At 41.9% G+C, this 17,262-nt stretch carries 15 protein-coding genes and 1 pseudogene; 8 read left to right on the top strand and 8 right to left on the bottom strand.

Annotated elements, in window-relative coordinates; translation table 11 throughout:
- Positions 1-237: 237 nt before the first annotated feature.
- The gene (gene glgB / locus ABD772_RS16955) at positions 238-2,328 is read left to right on the top strand and encodes a 1,4-alpha-glucan branching protein GlgB (RefSeq protein WP_345107214.1); all 2,091 of its coding nucleotides are present in this window, start codon (positions 238-240) and stop codon (positions 2,326-2,328) included.
- 262 nt (positions 2,329-2,590) lie between these two features.
- On the opposite strand, the gene ABD772_RS16950 is transcribed toward glgB, so the two are convergent.
- The 7 genes from ABD772_RS16950 to ABD772_RS16920 form a co-directional block, all read right to left on the bottom strand.
- Positions 2,591-3,082, bottom strand: a complete 492-nt coding sequence (locus ABD772_RS16950) for an isoprenylcysteine carboxyl methyltransferase family protein (protein WP_345107211.1) — start codon at positions 3,080-3,082, stop codon at positions 2,591-2,593.
- 1 nt (position 3,083) lies between these two features.
- Positions 3,084-4,145, bottom strand: a complete 1,062-nt coding sequence (locus tag ABD772_RS16945; protein ID WP_345107207.1) for a type III polyketide synthase — start codon at positions 4,143-4,145, stop codon at positions 3,084-3,086.
- Positions 4,146-4,289: 144 nt separating this feature from the next.
- Positions 4,290-5,480: a mannonate dehydratase gene (gene uxuA / locus ABD772_RS16940; RefSeq protein WP_345107205.1), complete on the bottom strand. Its 1,191-nt coding sequence runs from the start codon at positions 5,478-5,480 to the stop codon at positions 4,290-4,292.
- A 112-nt stretch (positions 5,481-5,592) separates the two neighbouring features.
- Positions 5,593-7,269, bottom strand: coding sequence for a sodium/sugar symporter (locus tag ABD772_RS16935; RefSeq protein ID WP_345107202.1), 1,677 nt, complete (start codon positions 7,267-7,269; stop codon positions 5,593-5,595).
- A 99-nt stretch (positions 7,270-7,368) separates the two neighbouring features.
- Complete coding sequence (locus ABD772_RS16930) at positions 7,369-7,719, bottom strand: hypothetical protein (protein ID WP_345107199.1); 351 nt, start codon at positions 7,717-7,719, stop codon at positions 7,369-7,371.
- 116 nt (positions 7,720-7,835) lie between these two features.
- On the bottom strand, positions 7,836-9,800 hold the full coding sequence (locus ABD772_RS16925) for a glycoside hydrolase family 97 protein (RefSeq protein ID WP_345107197.1): 1,965 nt from the start codon (positions 9,798-9,800) through the stop codon (positions 7,836-7,838).
- A 155-nt stretch (positions 9,801-9,955) separates the two neighbouring features.
- The gene (locus ABD772_RS16920) at positions 9,956-11,074 is read right to left on the bottom strand and encodes an alkaline phosphatase family protein (RefSeq protein WP_345107194.1); all 1,119 of its coding nucleotides are present in this window, start codon (positions 11,072-11,074) and stop codon (positions 9,956-9,958) included.
- Positions 11,075-11,411: 337 nt separating this feature from the next.
- Here ABD772_RS16920 and ABD772_RS16915 point away from each other — a divergent pair, with 337 nt between their 5' ends.
- From ABD772_RS16915 to ABD772_RS16890, 6 genes and pseudogenes are all read left to right on the top strand, one after another.
- Positions 11,412-12,896, top strand: coding sequence for a xylulokinase (locus tag ABD772_RS16915; RefSeq protein WP_345107191.1), 1,485 nt, complete (start codon positions 11,412-11,414; stop codon positions 12,894-12,896).
- A gap of 76 nt (positions 12,897-12,972) precedes the next feature.
- Positions 12,973-13,191 (top strand): hypothetical protein, encoded by a 219-nt coding sequence (locus ABD772_RS16910; RefSeq protein WP_345107188.1) that lies wholly within the window; start codon positions 12,973-12,975, stop codon positions 13,189-13,191.
- Between the two features lie 120 nt (positions 13,192-13,311).
- Positions 13,312-13,530 (top strand): annotated as a pseudogene (locus ABD772_RS16905) (IS1 family transposase); the annotation flags it as partial.
- Positions 13,531-13,611: 81 nt separating this feature from the next.
- The gene (locus ABD772_RS16900) at positions 13,612-14,010 is read left to right on the top strand and encodes a hypothetical protein (protein ID WP_345107185.1); all 399 of its coding nucleotides are present in this window, start codon (positions 13,612-13,614) and stop codon (positions 14,008-14,010) included.
- A 399-nt stretch (positions 14,011-14,409) separates the two neighbouring features.
- Positions 14,410-14,547 carry a hypothetical protein gene (locus tag ABD772_RS16895; RefSeq protein WP_345107183.1) on the top strand — a complete coding sequence of 46 codons (138 nt, stop codon included), beginning with the start codon at positions 14,410-14,412 and terminating at the stop codon, positions 14,545-14,547.
- A 75-nt stretch (positions 14,548-14,622) separates the two neighbouring features.
- Complete coding sequence (locus ABD772_RS16890; RefSeq protein WP_345107180.1) at positions 14,623-14,940, top strand: hypothetical protein; 318 nt, start codon at positions 14,623-14,625, stop codon at positions 14,938-14,940.
- 297 nt (positions 14,941-15,237) lie between these two features.
- On the opposite strand, the gene ABD772_RS16885 is transcribed toward ABD772_RS16890, so the two are convergent.
- Positions 15,238-15,876 (bottom strand): hypothetical protein, encoded by a 639-nt coding sequence (locus tag ABD772_RS16885; RefSeq protein ID WP_345107177.1) that lies wholly within the window; start codon positions 15,874-15,876, stop codon positions 15,238-15,240.
- Positions 15,877-16,174: 298 nt separating this feature from the next.
- On the opposite strand from ABD772_RS16885, the gene ABD772_RS16880 reads away from it, so the two are divergent.
- Positions 16,175-16,939, top strand: coding sequence for a LytR/AlgR family response regulator transcription factor (locus ABD772_RS16880; protein ID WP_345107174.1), 765 nt, complete (start codon positions 16,175-16,177; stop codon positions 16,937-16,939).
- Positions 16,940-17,262 lie beyond the last annotated feature (323 nt).

Below are 17,262 nucleotides of genomic sequence, written 5' to 3'. Positions count from 1 at the left end.
AGGTGATACCCTAATATCAGGAACCGGGGCTGACATAAAGGATGTACTTTATAGTCAGCCCCGCTTTTTGTTTTTACTTCAAATGAAAATATTAACATTTTAACAAAGCATTTGGATGTAGCCCACTGTAATGATATTTATTGCCCTCTCCCAAACAATAATGATATATTTGATTGTTATTATTAAACTCATTAACTTAATTGAGTTTATCTAATCGCCTGCAAAGGCTAATCCACCATGGCAAAAAAGACTACAACTACCCAACCTGAACCTGCTAAAGCAAAGCCCGAAAAGACGGCGAAGGCTAAAGTAGTGACAGAAAAATCTGCCAAAGAAAAAGCTCCGGCAAAACCAAAAGCCGCAGCTAAAAAAGTAACCAAAACCGAAACGGTGGTTGATCATATCGCGCAGCTAAATAATGTACGCCGGGTTATACCTTACAGCCGTTTTTCTGATTTTGATATAGCGCTGTTTCAGTCGGGCAAACATTATAAGCTGTATGAAAAATTGGGTTCGCATGTGGTTGAGCACGCCGGGGTAGTAGGTACTTATTTTGCCGTTTGGGCGCCAAATGCACAATATGTTTCTGTCATAGCCAATTTTAACGGTTGGGACCGCGGTTCGCACCCTTTATATAACCGTTGGGATGGTTCAGGTATTTGGGAAGGCTTTATTCCTGATGTGGGTAATGGTGAGATCTATAAATATTTTATCAACTCATCAACCGGCGAAGACCTCGAAAAAAGTGATCCGTTTGCCTTGCGTTGGGAAGTGCCCCCGCTTACAGGTTCTATAGTAGCGGATACTTATTACGAATGGAATGACACCAAATGGATGACCGACCGTCATCAACATAATGCGTTAGATAAACCTTATTCAGTTTACGAAGTGCATCTGGGCTCGTGGGCGCGCGATTACGACCACCCGGACGAGTTTTACAATTACGAACAACTGGCCGATATGCTGGTGCCTTATGTGCGTGATATGGGCTTTACCCATGTGGAATTTATGCCGATAATGGAGCACCCTTACTATCCTAGCTGGGGCTATCAGGTTAGTGGTTATTATGCGGCGTCGTCGCGTTATGGTACGCCGCAGCAATTGATGTACCTGATAGAACGTTTTCACCAGGAAGGTGTCGGCGTGATACTCGATTGGGTTCCATCGCACTTCCCCGGCGATGCAATGGCACTTTACAAATTTGATGGTACGCACCTGTATGAGCATGAAGATGCCCGCAAAGGCTTTCATCCCGACTGGAAATCATACATATTTAACTATGGCCGCAATGAGGTTAGGGCTTTCCTGATCAGCAATGCTATTTTTTGGTTAGATCGTTATCATGTAGATGGTTTGCGGGTGGATGCAGTAGCATCAATGCTTTACCTGGACTATTCGCGCAAACACGGGGAGTGGGAAGCTAATATGTTCGGTGGTAATGAAAACCTGGAAGCTATATCTTTCCTGAAAGAATTTAATGAGGCGGTTTATAGCCATTTCCCCAATGTGCAGACTATCGCCGAGGAGTCTACCTCATTTACCGGGGTAAGTCGGCCGGTGTTTTTAGGCGGATTAGGTTTTGGAATGAAATGGATGATGGGCTGGATGCATGATACACTGAAGTATTTCGCTGAAGACCCCATCAATCGAAAGTATCATCATAATCAGCTTACCTTTAGCTTGATCTATACGTTCACCGAAAACTTTATGCTGCCTTTTTCGCATGACGAAGTGGTGTACGGCAAGGGCGCTATGCTACGCAAAATGCCTGGCGATGAATGGCAGCAATTTGCCAACCTGCGCCTGGTGTATAGTTATATGTTTACCCACCCTGGCACTAAACTGTTATTTATGGGCTGTGAGTTTGGCCAGGGCGACGAATGGAACTACCAAACTGCGCTGCAGTGGCATGTGCAGGAATATCCAAACCACAGAGGTATCAGTGAAACTGTTAAGGCCTTGAATAAACTGTACCGCTCTGAACCAGCCCTGTATGAAAAAGCATTTTCGCCGGAAGGTTTTGAATGGATTGATGGCGGTAATGCTCATGACTCGGTAGTGGCTTATGTGCGCAAGGGCAATAATCCGCAAAATGATTTGCTGGTGGTGCTCAACATGACACCGGTTACGCGCCATGATTATCGTATAGGCGTGCCTGCTGCCGGCGAATGGAGAGAGATATTTAATTCTGATAATAAAAACTATTGGGGCAGCGGCACTGAAAACACGCAGCCGCTTCAAACCGAAGAGGTAAGTTGGCACGGCAGAAGCAATTCAATTAATATCACTTTGCCGCCATTGGCAGCTGCGGTGTTTAAAATGGTGTAATTGAAATGCCTAGTGTAAATAATTGCCTGTTCTATAAAGCTATTTTAGTAATAGGCAAAAGTTTTCCTGAAGGTAAATGGCGCTTAATGTGAAAGTATATTTTCTTTAAATTTTTGATTTTTAGATTTTTAAGCGTTTATATTAGAGACGCAATTGATAATTATTAACTAATTATTAGTTGCCCCAGGTCCCTAGCCTCTAATTATAAAACTAATGTTATCAGTGCTTTTCGCGGTGCGCTCCGGCGCCCTGCGGTTTTAAACTATTGTGCCCAAACTTTATTTTCAACCTTTATTCTTACAGTTAGCATAATTGCATTAAGCAGTGTAAATGCTATTGCTGTGTAATAAAGGTGAAATACCAGCGGAATAATGGCAATCTCACATACTACTTCCATATAGTTGGGATGTTTGAAAATTTTATAGGGTCCCTTTTTAACGGGATAAACACCCGGTATACGGTAAATTTTAGTGTTCCAATATTTGCCAAGCGACGATAGTGCCCAATATTTAAACGATAGAACCACTAAAAATGCGGTCAGGGCATACCAACTTATTGGTGGCCCGCCGCGCCAATTGTATTCGGCAATAACAGACAGAACAAAAAGGGTATGCATTAACACCATAAATGGATAATGGCTTTGCCCATATTGAACGGCGCCGTTTTGCAGCAACCATTTCTCGTTTCTACTGGATATATACAGCTCAGATAAACGCTGGAGAAGGAGGAAAGAAATAAATAGGATGAAATACATGTTAACCGTTAGTGAGCTTTAACAACACCATTTCACTCGAAAACCCCGGCCCCATAGCCATCATTAATCCGTAACCATCTTCAAATCCCTCACGAATAAACCGTTCTAAAACATATAATACGGTGGCACTGCTCATATTGCCGTTGTCGTTCATTACCGCACGGGTTTTATTCAGGAAATCTCCTTCAACCTGCAAGGCCTCAGCGTAGGCATCTAAAACCTTTTTGCCGCCGGGGTGAAATATAAAGCTTTTGATATCGTTGAGCTGCAGGTTCTGTTTAGTCAGAAATTCGGTAATATCAGCCCCTACATTTTCATGTATGAAGGTGGGGATATCCTTCGAGAAAAGCACTTTAAAGCCGGTGTCATGAAAATCCCAACCCATTACTTCTAACGAGTCATAGTATAATTTGCTGCTAGCCGCCACGTAAGCTACTTTGTTATTTTGTTGGTGATAGTTATCGCCTTTGATAATAGAGGCTGCTATGCCGTCTGAAAATAAGCTTGAGCCGATGAAATTGCTCTTGCTGTAATCAGTTTTAATAAGTGTAAGCGAACATAGTTCCACCGCTACCAGTAACACCACCGCATTTGGGTTGGCAATGGCCGCCATATTGGCCTTAGCCATGCCAGATACTCCGCCACCGCAGCCCAAGCCCCAAAGCGGACTGCGGTTTACATGCTGATTAAGGTGCATTTTATTGACGATCAACGCGTCCAGACTCGGGGTAGCCAAACCTGTCGTAGATACAAACACGATGTCGGTAATATCATCTTTACTGATACCTGCTTTCCTGATACAATCTTCAACAGCCTGTACTGAGTAATTGAGCGCAATTTCGATGTAGTCATTATTGCGTTGTTCGAAGGTATTTTGCTTTGTGTAATAGGACAAGGGCTTGCAAAAATTGCGGGTTATTATTTCGGTGTTATCAAACGCAAATATCAACCTGTCTGTTTGCGGAAAGTTGGCCGAGAATAGCTCCTTCGCCTGTTGCTTAACGTCTTGCTGTTTTGTTTTATAAGGTAGATCTATGGTAGATGTTGCTGCTATATGAGGCATATTGTGGTTACGGGGCTTCACGGGCTCAAGTTGCCCAATACATAAGCCCGCGAAACGGCCAATTGTTTTGATAAAGGGCTTAAAAAAAAATAAAAACCCGTATATTCTACATATACAGGTTTTTCATTTATAAGTAACATTGGTTTACACTAAGCTACGTTTTATGCCCAGCTCTAAGCCCCGTAGTTCTGCCAGGCCTTTTAGGCGGCCTATAACTGAATATCCCGGAAAAGTATCATAATTAAAATCATCCAGCAGTTTGTGTCCATGATCAGGGCGCATCGGGATGGCCACATCATCGCGACCAGCTTCTTGCCTTTTCTTTTGTTCAAGCACAATGGCTCTCATCACTGCATACATGTCGGTGCTGCCCTCCAGATGATTATCCTCATAGAAACTGCCATCGGTTTCACGCTTTACGTTGCGCAGGTGCAGAAAATGAAAGTGCTGGCCCAATCGCTCAACTATTCCCGGCAGATCATTGTCTCCACGTGCACCTAAGGAGCCTGTGCAAAAAGTAATTCCATTGCTGCTTGACGGGGCAGCATTTACCACATCATTTAGATCTTGTTCGGTCGATACGATCCTGGGCAGGCCAAATATCGGGAACGGCGGATCATCCGGATGAACGCACATTTTAATACCAAGTTTCTCAGCGTCGGGTATAACGGCTTGCAGAAAGTAAGCCATGTTGGCCTTCAATGCAGTAGCATCGACGTCAGCATATCGTTTTAAAAACCCCTTAAATTCATCTATGGTCAGTACGTCTTTGGTTCCTGGTAAGCCGGCCATAACCGTATTGATCAGTTCTTGTTTTTGCTCAGGCGTAATGCTATCCAGATAAGCTTTTGCGGCTTCCTGCTGTGCCGGGCTAAACTCGTCAAATGCACCGGGGCGTTCTAAGATATACAGATCAAATGCCGCCAGGGCTGGGGCGTGATAACGCAGGGCAGAGGCGCCGTTGGGTAGGCGATAATCAATATCGGTCCGTGTCCAGTCCAACACGGGCATAAAATTGTAGCAAACGGTTTTAATGCCTGCGGCGGATAAGTTTTTTAAAGTCTCGATATAGTTTTTTATAAGCCGGTCGCGCTCGGGAGTGGCTGTTCTGATGCTGTCGTGCACGTTCACGCTTTCTACAACCGACCAGCGAAAGCCCGCAGCTTCGATGATGTCTTTACGTTTCTTAATTTCCCCGGGGCTCCATACATCCCCGGTAGGGATGTGGTGCAGCGCATTTACAATTCCGGTAGCGCCGGTGTGGCTGATAGCCTGTAGCGTAACAGCATCGTTTGGTCCGTACCAACGGAAAGTTTGTTCTAAATTATTGATCATGTGTGATGATGATAGATGAACCAAAATTACATTATTTAAAATTAAACGCCCTGTATATTGCTATACAAGGCGTTTAGTATTATCCCCCAAAAAAAGATAAATATATTTAATCTTACCAATAAAATGAATAAAGCGCTACCAGGATACCGCAAACTATTAAAGTACCCACGGCAAAGCCTTTTGATGTTTTGAACATGCTGCTGTCAACCTCCAGCCCGTGCACTTTATCGCCTTTGGCATTCTCAATCATCGAGATAATATACATGCCGATAACGCAGATCAGAAACACAAAGCCCATACGATCTATAAAGGGCATTTCGTATATACCAGTGTCCGCATTTTTGGCTGCGAAACCTGAAGGCGCTAGTGCAGCCAGATTGACGTATTGAGGTAATACCTTAAATCCGCAAGACAGAATGAAGCCGCCAACGGTGGCAAACAGTGCCGCGTTTGAAGTTGTCTTTTTCCAGAAGAAACCAAGAATAAACATGGCAAAGATGCCTGGAGATACGAAGCCCGTATATTCCTGAATATATTGGAAACCGCCTTTTTTATCGATACCCAAATGCGTACATAAAATAATACCCAAAAACATGGCTACAACCACCGTTATTTTACCAATGTTTACTGTTTGCTTTTCACTGATGCCCGGATTGATTTTCTTGTAAACGTCGAGCGTAAATATGGTAGCTATACTGTTGGCTTTACCAGCCAGAGAAGCTACCACAGCGGCAGTTAATGCTGCAAATGATAAGCCTTTTAAGCCCGATGGCAACAGATTAAGCAAAATAGGATATGCGCGGTCAGGGTTCATATCGCCACCTGTACCTATTTTGTGTGAAAAATCAAATACATCATGTTTATACAGAACGAAAGCTGCTATACCAGGTAATACCACAATAACCGGCATTAATAATTTCAGGAACGCTGCGAATAATATACCGCCGCGGGCCGTCTTTAAATCGGCACCCAAAGCGCGTTGAGTAATGTATTGGTTACAGCCCCAATAGTTCAGGTTAACTATCCACATACCACCAATCAGCACGCTTAAACCGGGCAGGTCAAGGTAGTTCGGATTGTCATGGTTAAAGATCATATGGAAATGGTCGGCAGCCTGATTTTTCATGATGCTTAAACCATTCAAGATACCTGGAGAACCAAAGTGGGTTGCTACCAGATTTACTGCAATATAAGTAGTAACTAAGCCGCCTAAGATCAGGAAGAATACCTGGATAACATCAGTATAACCAATAACTTTCATACCGCCCAGTGTAATGATTACCGCAAAAATAGCCATGCCCCAGATACAAGCATTTAAGCTTACACCCGATATTGCACTTACCGCCAGGGCACCCAGGAAGAGTATCGAGGTTAGGTTAACCACTACATATAGCAAAAGCCAGAAAATAGCCATGATCATGGCCACCGTACCATTATATCGCTGGTTCAGGAACTGCGGCATGGTAAATATCTTATTCTTGAGATATACCGGGATAAAGAATATTGCTACAATGATGAGGGTAGCAGCAGCCATCCATTCGTAAGTAGCAATAGCCAAACCCATTTTGAAACCCGAACCGCTCATGCCGATAAATTGTTCGGCTGAGATATTTGACGCGATCAGTGATGCACCGATGGCCCACCAGGTCAGTGACCCTTCTGCTAAGAAATAATCGTTGGAGCCGGTTTCAGCTTTACGCTTGCGTCGGTATACCCATAATCCATAAAAAGCTACTACAAAAAAGTAGATTGCAAATACTACATAGTCGCCGGTTGTCAGCTTATTCATTTTTAAAGTTTAAAATTGGTTTGGCAATTATAAACTTTATATCACGCTTTTTCAAACTATAAATGGCGATTGTTACAAAATCTGCAAAAAAGGAAAACTTTATTTGGCAACCGTAATCTGTTTGGGTTCTGATGCTATAATTTGATAGGTGTTTTTATATAATTGCAGCACCCCGGTCACGCACAAATGTTTACGTTTAAGATTAGCCCAGTCCAGTTGTAGCTTGTTGCCTTTTACGGCGATAGTAAATTTAGCATTATTGTGATATCCGCCTGCATAAAGGTAGGCTACAGTATCGCTGATAATTTTTACCTCATACACCACATCACATAAAGTGACTACCTTATCTAAATGATCATGATAGGCCGAAGAAGCTCGTAAAGTATCCTGTGCTTTCGTGGTAATGGTAAAGCAAGTGACTGTTATAAGCGTAAGGAATAGTTTTTTCATGGCTGACATTATATCCCATACAACCATCAATATGCCTGAATGTTCTTTGGGCTGGGGATAAACAAAAAAGGTCCGGCTCATGGAGCGCCGGACCTTTTGTTATGTTAAATATGATCTTATTGCAATACGGCAGCAAAACCACCATTTCTAACCATTTTGATAGTCATTTTGTCACCAGCTTTTACTTGCGCTGTTTTGCGGCGATAATCCATAGCCTGACGGCCTGCGTTTATGCCATCTTCAAAATAGGTCATGGTGTACGTTTTACCTTTTTCAAGGAAATCAAAGTTCAACTCAACCTCGCGGGTTTTTTCCTGGTTGTTGGTAATACCACCTATAAACCATTTCTGCCCTTTACGTTTGGCCACAACTGCAATCTGTCCCGCATCGGCAACCAGTGCTTTGGTTTCGTCCCAGGTAGTAGGTACGCTGGTAATAAACTCGGTGCAATCGGCATTGCGATAGTATAACGTAGGGTTGTCAGCCAGCATCTGGATACCGCTCTCAAATACTACGTATAACGCCATTTGGTAAGCACGTGTGCCTATGCTGCCGGCATTCGGCCTTCTGGCGCTGTAAGCTTCGGGCTGCATGCTGATCATTGCGCCCGGGGTGTAATCCATAGGGCCTACAGCATTACGCATAAACGGAAAATAAACACTGTTGTCAGGCCTGCAGCCACCCATCTGCTCCATACCGCGTACGCCTTCGTACGATATCAGGTTAGGATATTTATACTCTAAACCCGATGGTTTGAATGCGCCGTGAAAATCGACAAATATTTCATTTTTAGCTGCTTCTTTAACTACATCTTCATAATAGTTAACCATCCACTGGTCGCTGCGATCCATGAAGTCAATTTTAACACCTTTAATACCCCAGTCATGGAAGGTTTTAAATAAACCCATATTATTATGCACAGTTAGCCAGGTTAACCATAATACGATACCTACGTTCTTTTCTTTTCCGTAACGGATCAATTCTTTTACATCAACTTCAGGATTCGGAGTGTACGGATCAGTAGTGGTTTTAGCCCAACCCTCGTCCATTACAATATATTTAACACCATATTTCGAAGCAAAGTCAATGTAATATTTATAAGTATCCAGGTTATATCCTGATACAAAGTTTACATCCGGTCCGTAAGGAGCAGCATCGTTCCACCACTCCCAGCTTGCCTGGCCCGGTTTAACCCATGTAGGATCACCAATAACGCTTTTTGAAGCCAGCCTTAAGGTCATGGTGTTTTCAATCAGCTGTTTATCATTACTGGTGATTACAAAATAGCGCCACGGAAAATTGCGGGTGCCTTTTGTTTTGGCAATGTAATCGGCAGATTTTAAGATTTTCAAGCTGCGGTCGCCATCGGGGCCAAAGTCAAGCGGAGCTTTAGGAAAAGTACTTACAGCGCCATTCTCGCCGGTGCCTTTCAGGAACATGCCCGGATAGTCGCTCAGGTCAGACTCGCTGATCAGTATCTTGTAGTTTTGTTTGGTGTCGATCAATACCGGCAGGGTAGACATTTTATCAGTTGGTTTCCAGGTGGCCGATGAAATGTGGGTATAAGCATCTTCGTACGATGTTTTAAATCCGCCCGGCTGTTGAACATTAAGTGTATAATCCTGCGGGAAGTTGATCGAGAAGTCCTCATTCAAAACCTCTACGTCGCCTTTTTTGCTGGTGATGAAACGGTAGGCAATACCATCGTCAAATGCGCGAAACTCGACGGCATAGTTACCTTTGAAGGTCAACAATACCCAGTTATATACGCTTCTTACAGTCGAAAATTTAACAGGTACATAAGGCCTGATCACTTCATCGCCTTTGCCTTTTTTGGTGCCGGCAAGTTTTGGATTTTCGCCCAATACACCATCGCGAAGCGTTAATGCTAAATGATCTTTGGTCAATAGGTCTCTGCCCTGGTCAGATACGGAGTAATAGATTTTGTCGCCCAGTGTAATGGCTACCTTAATTTCGCCATTTGGCGATGTAAGGTTAATAGATTTGCCTTGCGCACGCAATTTTACGCTAACTACTGATAGCAGCAATATGCAGCAAACAAATTTGTTAATAAGTTTCATGGTTTAATAATTGGTTAAACTTAAATGTTGGTGCTAAAAGTAACTTTTTTTAGTTATTCCCTGAACAATAAAATGTGCTATAAAGCAAAACCTCTGTTACGTAAACGTTTGCTTAGTAACAGAGGATGCCAATTATGATTATATTTAGAATGGTTCTATCTGAAAATAGCGTCGATCACTTTACCCTTACCGTAGTCCATGTTAAAATGAAGCAGTTTAGCAACCGTTGCGCTTATATCAATCTGTTCATAAGGTGGATCAATACCAGCTCCCTGTTTAAAATCCGGGCCCAGGGCTAAAAACTCAATATGACGACACCCTTCGCAGCCATCGCCGTGGTTCATAAAGCCGTCGGCCACGCCGGTTAGATGCCTGCCGTGGTCGTTGGTAATAATGACGGTGGTTTTGCCTTTGTATATCTCGTCGTTTTCAATAAAATCATATAGCGCTTTAATATACTCGTCGGTTTTTTTTATTGCAGTCAGATATTGCCCCCACTGATTTGAATGCCCGAAGACGTCAGGATCTTTAAAGTTGATCAACATCAGATTAGGGTGATAAGCACTTATGATATTTTCAGCATGATGATATGTCGTATCGTCAGACCGGTACCCACTAAATAAACCATTTTTGCCACAGTCTGTACGCGGCATGTACTGCCCGGCCCAGCCCAATGTCTGGCAATCAGCTAAAATCTGCAATTTATCTTTCGATGCAACTACCCAGGCTTTTTCGGCCGGTTTGCCTGTTGCCTTTAAATATTGCTGAAAAATAGAGGGGTATTGCGGTAACACCTGTCCGGTATTTTCCAGATCCTCGTAGTTGCCGGTGCAAATAGCATCATGGCCCGAATCGGTATTGGTAGTGCCATTGTTTCTGAAGTTACCCAGCATGGCGCCACGCGTATACATTTTTTGCTGATTAGGGATGTACTGCTTGGTATAGTCGCCAAAGGTCTCGCTAAAGCGGGGCCCATCCATTACAATAATAATTACATTCTCGGTTTTGCAGCAGCCGGTATAGGGCGTGCCGTCATCAGGATTGGCCACTGATACATCATAGTATGGGGCCGAGGTGTGAGAACCTGAAGAAGATGTTTTCCCGGTGGATGCTGAAGAGCCCTGACTACCGCCTGCCGCTTGAGATGACGGCGCCACTGTTGTACTGGGGGTATATGGATCGGTTACCGGCATTTTGGTTTCTTTGCTGCAAGAAAATGCATAAAAAACCAAAACACCAATAACCAACCACAATATGCGGTTGGGGTATCTCATAGTTTAAATTAATTAGGCTTGTAGATACAAGTATAATTAATCTATTTTATTGTAACAAAAAAGATACTAATTTTTGTTAAATTTTAATTGGCTGATTTTTAACCAGTTCAATATTGGCTTGAAAAAATATTAAATTTTCAGATTAAGACTAACCGCAAATTGATATCCGGAATGGTCTGAAATGAAACAGAAGTGAGTGATCTGAATGATAGCTGAAAGTGGATTATTAAACTTTAGAAAAATATTCTTGCAATCGATTGTATTTTAAAACTGAAAAAAATTTAATTTGCACCGGCTAATCGCTAACCAATTATAAACCATTACTCAGCTTAACAGCATGTTATTATTAGGAATTGATGTAGGCACATCGTCTATCAAAGTATCAGTAGTTGACGCTCAAACACAGAAAACTGTAGCATCGGCGCAATATCCCGAAACAGAATCGGCCATTACGACATTGCAACCCGGTTGGGCAGAGCAGTCGCCTGACATGTGGTGGCAGCATGTGCAGCAAGCATTGAAGACCTGTAATCAAAGCGGTAAATACAATCCACAGGATATAGCAGCCATCGGCATTGCTTATCAAATGCACGGACTGGTTTTAGTTGATAAAGATCAGAATTTGCTGCGGGACAGTATTATCTGGTGCGACAGCCGTGCGGTTGAGATAGGAGAACAGGCTTTCAATGCCATAGGCCATGATAAATGCTTGTCGCATCTGCTTAACTCGCCCGGAAACTTTACGGCCAGCAAGCTGGCCTGGGTAAAACAAAATGAGCCTGAGGTGTATGCGAAGATAGATAAGATCATGCTGCCCGGCGATTACATCGCTATGAAACTGAGCGGCGAGATCACTACCTCTGTATCGGCTTTGTCAGAAGGCGTATTTTTTGATTTTGTTAATAATACTATATCAAAAGACATCATCAATCACTACGGCTTTAGCGAGAGCTTTTTCCCTCCTATACAGCCGGTTTTTTCAAATCATGGGGGTGTGCTGCCGTCGGTAGCGCAGCAATTGGGTTTAAAAGCCGGTATCCCCATCGCCTATAAGGCCGGCGACCAGCCAAACAACGCATTATCACTAAATGTACTGAATCCGGGAGAAGTAGCTGCCACAGCCGGTACTTCGGGTGTAATTTATGGCGTTAGCGATGAATTGACCTATGACCCGCAATCGCGCGTAAATACTTTTGCGCACGTTAATTATACCGAACAGCAAAAGAGTTTGGGTGTGCTGCTTTGCATCAATGGCACCGGCAGTTTATATCGCTGGACAAAGAACCTCTTCGGCGCTGCGGTAAGTTATCAGCAAATGAATAGCGAGGCTGCTAAAATACCCTTGGGTAGCGACGGCCTGCGCATTTTGCCTTTTGGTAACGGGGCCGAGCGCATGTTAAACAACGAATTAATTGGCGTACATTTTCATCATATCGACTTAAACTTGCACACCCAGGCACATATTTTCCGCGCGGTGCAAGAGGGGATAGCCTCGGCGTTTAGATACGGGGTTGATATTATGCGCGAAAACGGTATGAACCCAACGGTTATCCGCGCAGGTAAAGCCAATTTGTTTTTGAGCAACCTGTTTGCACAAACCTTTGTTAACGCTACCGGGATTCCTGTCGAACTCTATAACAACGACGGCAGCGTGGGTGCAGCTTTAGGTGCGGGAATTGGCGCCGGAATATTTGCTTCGCCACAGGAAGCCTTTAGACAAATGCAGCCACTGCAACTTATTGAGCCAAATAACGATGCCTTTGAGCCGGTTTACCAGGAGTGGAAAGGTTTACTGTTAAAGCAATTGTCGATATCCGAGTAACCTCATAAGTAGGTAGTGTCTCAGTTTGAAAAATAAATAATTTTTATGCTTGACAACTTATATATAAATTTGCTGCATGGCAAAAAAGGACATAAATCAGTTAGCTAAATTTATTACAGATATAGCTACTGGAGATGCCGAAGATAAGAATAAATCAAAAAAAGCCGATAAGGACGTAAAGGGTCGCTCGGGCGGACTTGTTGGCGGTAAAGCAAGGGCAAATAGCCTCACAGCCGAACAACGTTCAGAAATAGCTAAAAGAGCCGCTAAAAAAAGATGGGGTTCTGATAATTAATCTCTAAATAATTGCCGTTGTAGGGGTACTTTATACATTTCAAACATTTTTTTTCTAAACTCATATTCTTCTGTGCAGCTTTCCAAAACATCCATTGTCTGCTTTATATAGGTTTTTAGTCGAGCAATCTTGACTATGCGTATGCACATGCGTAGATTTACAAGGCTTACAAATGCATTTAGCAAGAAAATGGAAAACCATTGCTATGCTATAGCCCTGCACTTTGTTTATTACAATTTCGCTAAAATCCATAAAACATTAAGAGTTACCCCTGCAATGGAAGCAGGATTGACAAAAGATGTAATGACTATTGAAGATATTGTAAGGTTAGCGGACTAATCAATCTTAACTTATTCATATATTTAAGCCACCTAATAAGTGGCTTTTTTTATTCTATTTATTTTCACTTTAAACCTGATCATGAGTAACCAATTTGAAGCGGTAATGGCAAAACGGACAGATGCCGAATTATTGTCTGTAATTAATAGTCCAGTTGGTGATTATCAACCTTTAGCAGTCGAAGCGGCTAAAAGAGAGTTTGAAAAAAGAAATCTTTCCAACGACCAAATATCAGCCGCCAAAACTGAAATAAAACAAAAAGAGCAGAATTTAGAAACGAAAGCAAACGAGCCATTAAATATCGTTGCGAAAATATTCGCCTTTTTATTTCCGGGATTTTTGATGCTTTTATTTGCAGTAACTTATAAAGCAGATGGATATATTAGAAAATATAGAGAATCGGTTAGATGGACACTATATGGATTATGTTTCTATATCGCATTTATCGTAATAACTGGATTGTGGGTGTATTTCCAATAAAATCCATCCTCTAATGCTATATCATTAAAAAATAAATTCAAACTGAGACACTACCCATAAGTAGCTCTCAGAAACCTCGCGTTGTAATACTCTATATTTGCTTTACGAATGAGCTTAGAAAAACGCGATTATGATACCATTGTAGTAGGGTCGGGGCCAACGGCATGGCGGCAGCTATCCTTGCGTTGAAGGATATTTTCAATATCAGTATACAATTGTAATTACTACCGGCTTACAGGGTATTTACACCTCAAAAAAAGCAAATCATATTCTTTATTGGACGTTTTGCCGCTCTCATGTGTACGCAAAAACATACGTAACAAAGTGTAAAAGGGTTTTTTTACGCTCGGAAAACTCATGGCACAATTTTTATTTCTTAGGGAGTATATATCAGCCAATATGAAAAACACCGCATTATTATTGAAAGCCTTAGATATTGAATTGAAAAAGCTATTGTCAGAAGACATCAAAAGATTCAGAAACAAACAACACGCCAACGAAGCCGTTAATCGCGAAATGGTTAAAAAGGCAGCTTAATACAATAGCTCTGCAAACAAACAAGAGGCCGTTATTGATGCTCTTTGTTTTACTGATAAAACGTTAATGAACAATATGAAAAGATTTGAAGAAAACGCATCTGTAGTGTACACAGATAACAAGGGAAGAGAGATTGATACATTTGTGATTTTTGCTACCGATGCCGAGACCGGGCTGACGCACATTAACCACGAGAACCTTAGGGTCCCGCTTGATAGGCTGAGATTGCACGAGAAGACGGTTGGTAAATATCACTTACCAATAGCAGATGCATTTAGTTTTGAAATTTTTAAGAAGTTAAGAGATAAATACGCTGAGCTGGATAGCCGGCCAAAACAAGAGACTCTGGAGCCGGAAGTTGCGCCATTAATGCTACTGGCAAACGCCTCTTAAAAAAGTCTGTTTAAACTTTATAAATTGAAAATCCCCCCGTGGCGGTAAGCTGCAGGGGGATTTTTATATCAATTTATTTCCTCATTCTACCTTGTATTTTATAAACTTGCCTGCCCGGCTTTAACACCTTGTTTAGCTTGCCGAGTTAAGTAACTTTCTACTATAAGAGCAGTAATGCAATGGTCTTTATAACCCACGCTGTTGTAGCTGGGTTAATATCGATCAAAGTATCACAACAAAAAACCGCCTCATAATTAACTTATGAGACGGTCTCCTTTTTTAACAATTTTTGTATCATCAAAAGGCTTGTATAGAAAAGTTGATAAGCATGTCGCCGCTGGTTGCGTCACCATATTTGTCAGTTCCATCTACTATTACGTAGTAAGTGCCGGCAGTCAGGTATTCTACGATCCAGGGTTGCAGAGCCAAGTGGTTGGGATCCCCAGAGCCCGCGCCATCATCGCCGGATGTAATTAGGTTCCAGGAGGAATCAAACAAATAGAAAACGCTGTCAAATTCGGATTCGTCGCCCTGTATAGTCACGTAACCATCGTCATTTACAGTGAGTTGAAGATATTTATCATTGCCGGAATGTGTAGGATCCCCATAGTTATTAACAAAGGGAGAACTCCCAGTCCTCTCAGTGTCTTGGTTATAGGTTACGTCGTTGGTGCCGAAGCCTAATGTAAAAGGCAATAAATAAGGATTGCTCATGTCTTTACCGCTGTTATCGCTGGTTTGCGAACCGTAGAAGAAACCGTAGCCGTAATGGTATAAGTGTCGGTAGGTGAAGCCAGATTTTGCCATAGTTGACAAAGAGCAGGTAAGCAAAAATAATACGGTTAATAAGCTGCAAATTAATTTGCGGCTCGCTGATTTAACAGCATTTGCTTTCGGCATAGTAGCCTTTTCGATAGTTGTGTTTAAGTTTTTCATGTTTTTAATTTTCAGTTATCCAATATTAACCAAAAGGAAATTCATTTTTTATTTTATTACACGAACAACAGGTTTTGTCATGACGAAATGGCTTTTTGCATACACAAATCAACAAAAGCTACAAATACCTATCAGTTTGCACAAGGTTGCTGGTATATAGTCGACCGTTACCAAACCGCGGGAACTAAACAAATTATACCTGCTTAATTTTTCGCCTGCGAAGTAACTTTATTATACGATACACGTATAAAAGATTAGTTTTAGCTCTAAGACTAACACCTAAACCAATTTTTCCTTTATGATATCTCACCTTGCCAAAACGGAAATATTTTCATTGTACGTGATTGAAGAAAGCGTGGCAGCTAATGCCATAGCTAACCATTTACACCATCATACCGATTTTATACTGGCCGGCAGTCAAAACAACCCAAATATTGCTTTAGAAGAAATTCTTAAAAAAGAACGATTCCCTGATGCAGTAATTGTAAATGTTGAAGTGTGCGCGGCCCATCAAAGCAATCTGCCCGAATTGATAACGAATCATACCTCACTGATCATTACCTCCCAATCACCGGAAGATGCGGTGCTGGCGTTTAGCTACAACGCTGTCGATTTTCTGATCAACCCGATATGTTTAACGCAGTTGAACTATACTTTAGATAAAGTAAGAGCCGGCAAATACCCTGAGCGCCACAATGACGGCCCCCGGCATTTTTATATTCAAAGCGAAGCAAAAGGAAAGATGATTCGCCTGAATCATGATGATGTTTTTTATATTGAGGCTTGCCAAAACTATGTGACCATTCACCTGGAAAAAAGCAAATATGTCACTTATTTAACCATGAAGGAATTGGAGCAGAAGTTATCAAATACGTCATTTTTGCGCATTCATAAATCACATCTTGTAAACGAATCAAAGATCCACTCGGTAGATGGTGATTATGTCATCTTAGAAAATAATTTCTTCTTAAAAATAGGCGCCAACTACAAAGAAAGTATGTTAGCATCACTTTATCCAAATTTTTTTATTTCGAAGCGTGGTGGTTTCAAGGTAGCAAAATAATTGCTTTTCGACCTGGTTTTTTCGGAATTAAAACCCGGACGACCTTTATAAATGTTTTTATATTAATAGCCAATGCCGTCACCAAGTACAAGTCAGCGAATGCCAAACAGAAGTAAAATTTTCCTTAACGGATTAAAAACCTGCACTATCCATTTTAAAAGGGGCTTTAAAACGGAAAAGCCTCTCTGAACTAGCAGTGTCCCGTCCTGAAATAAGTTGACATCCAAGTTGACTTATTATGAAGAAACACTTAAAACGAGTTATCAGGCGCAGTCAGCGCGATTACAGTCTTGCCTTTAAGTTGCAGGTTGTGCAACAGGTAG

The organism is Mucilaginibacter panaciglaebae, assembly GCF_039539265.1.
Lineage (GTDB): Bacteria > Bacteroidota > Bacteroidia > Sphingobacteriales > Sphingobacteriaceae > Mucilaginibacter > Mucilaginibacter panaciglaebae.
Note: the sequence above shows the minus strand (reverse complement) of the source record. Positions and strands in the feature narration are given on the sequence as shown.

Bases quoted from the DNA above. Each gene is read 5' to 3' on its own strand.
- glgB (WP_345107214.1), top strand. From the start codon at position 238: ATGGCAAAAAAGACTACAACTACCCAACCTGAACCTGCTAAAGCAAAG.
- ABD772_RS16935 (WP_345107202.1), bottom strand. From the start codon at position 7,269: ATGAATAAGCTGACAACCGGCGACTATGTAGTATTTGCAATCTACTTT.
- ABD772_RS16915 (WP_345107191.1), top strand. From the start codon at position 11,412: ATGTTATTATTAGGAATTGATGTAGGCACATCGTCTATCAAAGTATCA.
- uxuA (WP_345107205.1), bottom strand. From the start codon at position 5,480: ATGATCAATAATTTAGAACAAACTTTCCGTTGGTACGGACCAAACGAT.
- ABD772_RS16890 (WP_345107180.1), top strand. From the start codon at position 14,623: ATGAAAAGATTTGAAGAAAACGCATCTGTAGTGTACACAGATAACAAG.
- ABD772_RS16925 (WP_345107197.1), bottom strand. From the start codon at position 9,800: ATGAAACTTATTAACAAATTTGTTTGCTGCATATTGCTGCTATCAGTA.
- ABD772_RS16910 (WP_345107188.1), top strand. From the start codon at position 12,973: ATGGCAAAAAAGGACATAAATCAGTTAGCTAAATTTATTACAGATATA.
- ABD772_RS16945 (WP_345107207.1), bottom strand. From the start codon at position 4,145: ATGCCTCATATAGCAGCAACATCTACCATAGATCTACCTTATAAAACA.
- ABD772_RS16885 (WP_345107177.1), bottom strand. From the start codon at position 15,876: ATGAAAAACTTAAACACAACTATCGAAAAGGCTACTATGCCGAAAGCA.
- ABD772_RS16900 (WP_345107185.1), top strand. From the start codon at position 13,612: ATGAGTAACCAATTTGAAGCGGTAATGGCAAAACGGACAGATGCCGAA.
- ABD772_RS16880 (WP_345107174.1), top strand. From the start codon at position 16,175: ATGATATCTCACCTTGCCAAAACGGAAATATTTTCATTGTACGTGATT.
- ABD772_RS16920 (WP_345107194.1), bottom strand. From the start codon at position 11,074: ATGAGATACCCCAACCGCATATTGTGGTTGGTTATTGGTGTTTTGGTT.
- ABD772_RS16895 (WP_345107183.1), top strand. From the start codon at position 14,410: ATGAAAAACACCGCATTATTATTGAAAGCCTTAGATATTGAATTGAAA.
- ABD772_RS16930 (WP_345107199.1), bottom strand. From the start codon at position 7,719: ATGAAAAAACTATTCCTTACGCTTATAACAGTCACTTGCTTTACCATT.
- ABD772_RS16950 (WP_345107211.1), bottom strand. From the start codon at position 3,082: ATGTATTTCATCCTATTTATTTCTTTCCTCCTTCTCCAGCGTTTATCT.